The organism is Acinetobacter rudis (assembly GCF_000829675.1).
GTDB classification, from domain to species: Bacteria; Pseudomonadota; Gammaproteobacteria; order Pseudomonadales; family Moraxellaceae; genus Acinetobacter; species Acinetobacter rudis.
Window position 1 is genome coordinate 1 of the sequence record NZ_BBRX01000114.1, and the last position, 6028, is coordinate 6028.

General features: G+C 37.6%; 5 protein-coding genes. 1 reads left to right on the plus strand and 4 read right to left on the minus strand.

Annotated elements, in window-relative coordinates:
• From hemL to Aru01_RS17730, 3 genes are all read right to left on the minus strand, one after another.
• Nucleotides 1-954 (minus strand): glutamate-1-semialdehyde 2,1-aminomutase (hemL, locus tag Aru01_RS17720; RefSeq protein WP_042111719.1); only part of this gene is annotated, 954 nt, incomplete at its 3' end.
• Nucleotides 955-992: 38 nt separating this feature from the next.
• Nucleotides 993-1625 carry a thiamine phosphate synthase gene (gene thiE, locus Aru01_RS17725; protein WP_016655535.1) on the minus strand — a complete coding sequence of 211 codons (633 nt, stop codon included), beginning with the start codon at nt 1623-1625 and terminating at the stop codon, nt 993-995.
• A 314-nt stretch (nt 1626-1939) separates the two neighbouring features.
• On the minus strand, nt 1940-2317 hold the full coding sequence (locus Aru01_RS17730) for an Mpo1-like protein (protein WP_016655534.1): 378 nt from the start codon (nt 2315-2317) through the stop codon (nt 1940-1942).
• Between the two features lie 262 nt (nt 2318-2579).
• Between Aru01_RS17730 and Aru01_RS17735 the strand changes: the two genes are divergently transcribed.
• Nucleotides 2580-4037 (plus strand): CYTH domain-containing protein, encoded by a 1458-nt coding sequence (locus tag Aru01_RS17735; protein ID WP_016655533.1) that lies wholly within the window; start codon nt 2580-2582, stop codon nt 4035-4037.
• A 108-nt stretch (nt 4038-4145) separates the two neighbouring features.
• Here the strand turns inward: Aru01_RS17735 and Aru01_RS17740 are convergent, their stop codons facing one another.
• Complete coding sequence (locus Aru01_RS17740) at nt 4146-5837, minus strand: ATP-binding cassette domain-containing protein (RefSeq protein WP_016655532.1); 1692 nt, start codon at nt 5835-5837, stop codon at nt 4146-4148.
• Between the last annotated feature and the right edge of the window lie 191 nt (nt 5838-6028).

Sequence of the window (6028 nt, forward strand, 5' to 3'; positions counted from 1 at the left end):
CAAAAATTCAAACATCTTAATCCCTGCGCGCATAGCCAAAGGATTTCCAGAGAGTGTTCCTGCTTGATATACCCCACCTAGAGGTGCGATACATTCCATGATTTCACGTTTACCACCAAATGCACCAACAGGTAATCCCGCACCAATAATTTTACCCAAAGTGGTTAAATCAGGTTTAACATTATAATGAGCTTGTGCTCCGCCTAGTGCCACTCGGAAACCCGTCATGACTTCATCAATAATAAAGACAGATTTAAAAAGATCACATTGCTCACGAATAGTTTCTAGGAAACCCGGGATCGGTTTAACTAAATTCATGTTACCTGCGACAGGCTCTACGATCACACCCGCAATTTCCTGACCAAATTTAGCGAAGCACGCTTTTACAGCTTCAATATCGTTATACGGTAAAGTAATCGTATGTTGAGCAAAATCAGCTGGAACACCCTTTGAAGTTGGTTCACCGAGGGTTAACATGCCTGAACCGGCTTTGACTAATAATGAGTCTGAATGTCCGTGATAACATCCTTCAAACTTAACAATTTTATCACGCCCAGTATAACCACGCGCCAAACGGATTGCCGTCATGGTCGCCTCAGTACCTGAGTTAGTCATACGAACCATTTCAATTGAAGGCATCACTTCACAGATAATATCCGCTAAGGTGGTTTCATAAACTGTAGGAGCACCAAAACTTAAACCATCTTGTGCAGCTTTTTGAACTGTTTCAATAATCGCAGGATGGGCATGACCTAAAATCATTGGCCCCCATGAACCCACATAATCGACATAACGCTTGCCATCAACATCATATAAATATGCGCCTTGGGCTTTTTCGATAAAAATCGGTGTACCCCCAACTCCATTAAACGCACGTACTGGTGAGTTCACGCCACCAGGAATATGTTTATTGGCTTGCTTAAATAACTGTTCTTGCTTTGGAGATAAACTCATGAATATGCTCAACTCAAATAAATAGAGATCAAAAAATATTAATGTTCAATGCTCGCTGTTAAAGCAAACAATTGCGCCCAAGCCTCAACACGACTTGGGATTTGCTCTACCGAAAGCGCCAATATATCACTTATTACAGCACAAAGATCAGCGCCAGCTGCAATCACTGCAGCAGAATTTTCTACAGTAAGACCACCGATCGCACAAATCGGCACAGAGAATTGTGCACGAGCTTGCGCAATGATCTCAACACCTGTGTGTCCAGCCTCAGGTTTTGTTGCTGTTGGATAAATTGCACCAAAAGCGACATAGTTTGCACCTTCTTTAAGCGCCTGATGGGCAAAATCTAGTGAATTGGCACAAGTACGGCCAATAATATGATCCGAACCCAATTGAGCAACGGCATCTACAATCGCACCATCACTTTGCCCCAAATGCACGCCCAAACCAAACTCAACAGCCAATGCTAAGTTGTCATTAATCACAAAGGGTGTGGTGTATTTTGAACAAAGTGCTTTGATTTTGGCGACTTCATTCGCTTGATCTGCAAGCGCAACTTTCTTACGTCTATATTGTAAAATCGCAATTTGACCTGTCGCCAAGGCAGCTTCAAGCTTTTGTAGCAACAACTCAATTGGATCGTCATTGGTAATTAAATATAAGCCGCGCATTAAGTTTTCCGTAAATTGCACACCTTAGGATTATACCTGCTTCCAGCAAATGAAGTGCAACCACAACATTGTTGAACATGCCCCTTTTATCTATTTTGTAAAGATCATTGAGTAAATTAAATAAAGTTGGCAACGATCTTGCATATCTATATAAAAAAAACAAAACAAAAATAGCCAATCAGTTGCAGCTGTATCGCCAACTCAAGCAATAAAAAGAGTCGGTTGGTGATACAGTAATTTTTTTCTTGTTCCAACTTTAAACAGTTTGATATTTTACAGATTGCAAAGTCAGGCTTCTGACCAGCGACTCTCTCCTAACTTGGTATTTTATCAAGATCACGATCAGTCAAGCTTAAACGACCACGTACAATATCAGACAACATTCGCCAATCCGAAATAAAACTATATAAAGGTTGTTTAAAACTTGCAGGTTTATTTTTTTCAAATACAAAATGCCCAACCCATGCGCAGGCATAGCCTGCAACTAATCCATAAGCTAAATATTTGGGTTTACGTTGTTTTACTGTTTTATAAATACAGTACAAACCAATTGCACTGCCCAGACTATGTAAACGTCTACTATTGATATTGCGATGTTCAGTTAAATAAAAACGATAAAATTCCGAATAATCTCGTATTGGAAAAATAACTTGTGGCTCGCCTGATTCCTGAGTTTGTAATTGAGTATCCATATTCTTGTTCCTTGCACCGTGTGATTAAATAAATTCACTAGACTTATACTGCTTATTGTTTGGAAAAAATGCAAACATCGGCTGGAGATACAGCAGTCATCGTGATCTTTCACTATCAGATCAGTTACAATATCTGGTCGCTCAAATAGAAACTCTAGTTCTTTTAAATAAGTCTAAAGTGCTATAACGCATCGTGTTCATGCTGTTAATATCATGGAACATAAACCATTTATATTTCAAAAAACTTTAGGATACCTGCCCCATGGTGGAAATTGAATTAAAATTTCAGATTGGCCCAAGTCGTCGCAATGCCTTACTTAAGGCATTAGATCCTAAAAAATCTGAAGTTATTCAATTACAGGCACGTTATTACGATACTGCTGAACAACATTTATCTAAAAATCGTGCAGCTTTGAGACAACGCTTAGAAGGTGATCGTTGGATTCAAACACTTAAAACTGCAGGACAAAGCCATTTACATCGTTTTGAGCACAATATCGATTTAGGTAGTCAATCCCCCAATGGATTAGACTTGGCTATTTATCAACAACACCCTGAAGCACTTCAACATCTTAACCAAGCTCTAGCTGATGAAAATGCTACACTTTCTTTGCAGTTTGAAACGAATATTCAACGTACTTGCCGTGTGATTGAATATGATGACGCACACATCGAAATTAGTTTAGATATTGGCGAAATCCGCAGTGGAGAAGCAATTCAAGAGATTTATGAAGTTGAGTTTGAGTTAAAGCAAGGCTCACTTAAGAGTTTGCTGCAGTTTAGCTTTGAATGGGTAAAAAAATATCAATTATGGTTAGATGTGCGTAGTAAAGCTGAATTCGGTCACCTGCTCAGTCAACAACAAGTTGTCAGCCCTGCAACGCAAGCTCCCCTTCTACAGCTTAATAAAAAAGAAAATGCTGATTTCAATCTCAGATATCTGATCTTAGAACAGCTGCAACATTTACTCCCCAATATTGCAGCAATCTCAGCACAAGTCGCTGAAGCTGAACATATTCAACAGGCTCAACTGGCTTTGCAGCACCTTCATCTTAGCTTGTCGATCTTTAAAGATTGGAGTAAAGATCCTTCTGACAAATGGTCGATGCAACTCAATGCTTTCGCACAGCATTTTGAACACCTCGAACATATTCAGCATATGCAAAATACCTTAGGGGCTTTACTGAATAACCCTAAAACTGCACAAGCCTTAGATCAAGATATTCTTTACGCACAAGAGAAATTGCAAAACTTAGTGAAATCTACACAAAATGTGCAGCACTATTTAGAGTTATTATTATTTGCTTTAGCACCAGCGAGCCAAACACAAAAGCAGGATCTTAAGCATGATGCTCAGCTGACTTTACAGCAACAATATAAACGACTACAAGAGAGTCTGAGCCAAGTTGATCTTGCTGACTTAGATACTTTGCAACAGCTTGCCCTGTGTCTCAAAGAACTGAAGTTTAGTTTTCCATTACTGACGCAAGTTTATGATGTGAAAAATCTACAGAAATATAGTAAGTCGCTCAATGATGCTCAGCAAGCCGCTGAACAATATCAAGTTTTAGTTGCCTCAGCTTCTTATCTGCAAGAAAGCGAATTAGAAGCCAGTGACTGGTTTGCTTTAGGTTGGCTTACAGCCAAACAAGAGTCCTATGCCGAGACGCTATTACAAGCCACTGAACAGTTTTTATTAAGTCGCAAGTTTTTAAAGTAAACATAACACGCAAATAACGATGTCAGGAATACAGCCTGATATCGTTATGAGCAATTATTTAAGCTTTATATTCGACATAGAGATAGACTTGATATCACTCAATTACTCTTATTTAGATTGGATGAGCTCATCAAAATTAATAACCTGATCAGCAAATTGTTGAGCATATGCTGCATGAGAAATCATTACAATCGTTGTTACATGTTGTCGAATGACACTCATTAGGTGTATAGCTGTCTGCTCATCCAATGCAGCTGTTGGCTCATCCATAATTAAACACTGCGGTTTCTTTAATAGTGCCCTTAATATACTGATCCTTTGCTTCTCACCACCTGAAAAACTCTTATAACGATCTTGTAACTCATCATCTAAACTTAAATTATTCTTGGATAGCAACGGAGTTAATTGAAAGACCTCTAACCAATATATTAATTCTGCATCAGTATAATGATACGGACTGTTATGAACTAAATTTTGTCTTAGTGTTCCAGAATAAACCGTGGGTACTTGACCAACAACTGCAATCTCATGATAAATATCTGTCGAAAACTGTTGAGTAATATTAATGTTTTTATAATATAACTGACCTGCTTGAATCTGCTGCAATCCAGTCAGATAATGCATAAAGCTACTTTTACCAATTCCTGTTTGTCCAATGATTACATAACACCGATCTGCTTCAAGATTTAAATTAAAATCAGTAATCTCATGCTTACCTAAATGTAAATTAGCATGTTGAAAACGATAAAACATATCAGATGATTCAACTTCAGTAGATTGATGTTGAACTTTTTCTAATTGGAAATAGTGGTAAAACTTCTTTAAAGAAATATAATCGCCTTTAAGCCCCATAACACTATGTGAAACTCTCAACATCGGTAGCGTTAAGCCAACAATATATGAACTAATAAGAATAAAATCACCAGTACTCACTTGCTTTTTTTCAAATAAATAAACCGTAAACAACATAAAAATGAATAAAAAAATCGCAACTGAAAGCACCTGTATCAACATTAAAATCATCAGTTGGCTATGACTTTTAGATTTCTCCGTTTGATACTCTTTAACTCTTTGTGCAAAATTTTTTAATTCATAATGCTGAGCAGCATTAATTTGAATATCATAATGGTTTTGTACTTTTTCGATAAAAAACTGATTAATTCGATTGTGTGCTTCATAGAACGTCGAATAAATGTCTTTACTCTTTAAAGCAACGATCAGTGTCATCGCAAAAACCAGCAATGCGAAAAATAAAAAAATTAGCGCAAAACTGATATTGATACTCTGTGCCAAAATCCACATCATCATGAAGACTTCAAACACAAGAGGTATCAAAATAAATAAACTGGTAAAAATAAGCTGACCAAACGCCTCTGCACCACGCCATATGTCAGTATTTATTATTCCTGTCTCGATTTTACGTTGCTCTAAAAAACTTAAATTAAAAAAGTTTTCTAATCCTTTATAAACCAAAGCTGATTCGATAGAGATCAAGAAAAATGCACTATAACGCTGACTCAGATGCTGTAATAAATTGCTGCCAAACCAAGCCAGTGCAAAACACGCTGCTAAAAGATATAAATTTTCTAAGTGCCATAGCTGATCCCAACTAAACTGACTGACACCTGACTGTGATAAATCCACAATCTGCTTCATGATATATGGGACAGATACAACCAATAAAGTACTCGATAAAATCAGTACACCTAACCCCAACATATGTCGTATAGGGTGTTGGTAATATTTTTTAAGTATCTTCCAAACACCCGCATAAATTGCCCAAGGCTCTGATGGTTTCATATGATTATCCTAGGTAAGATCAGTTATCTTTATAAAGCTCTCTTTCTAGCACTAACCAACTCCTTATCGCCCAATGTTGAATCTTGGCTATTCAGCTCATCATCATTTAGATGTTGACATCCTCACCCCCCTAAACGTGGGTGATTCCTACTGCTAGACGCTTATGTCCTGAGAAACACTGTTTCGCAAGG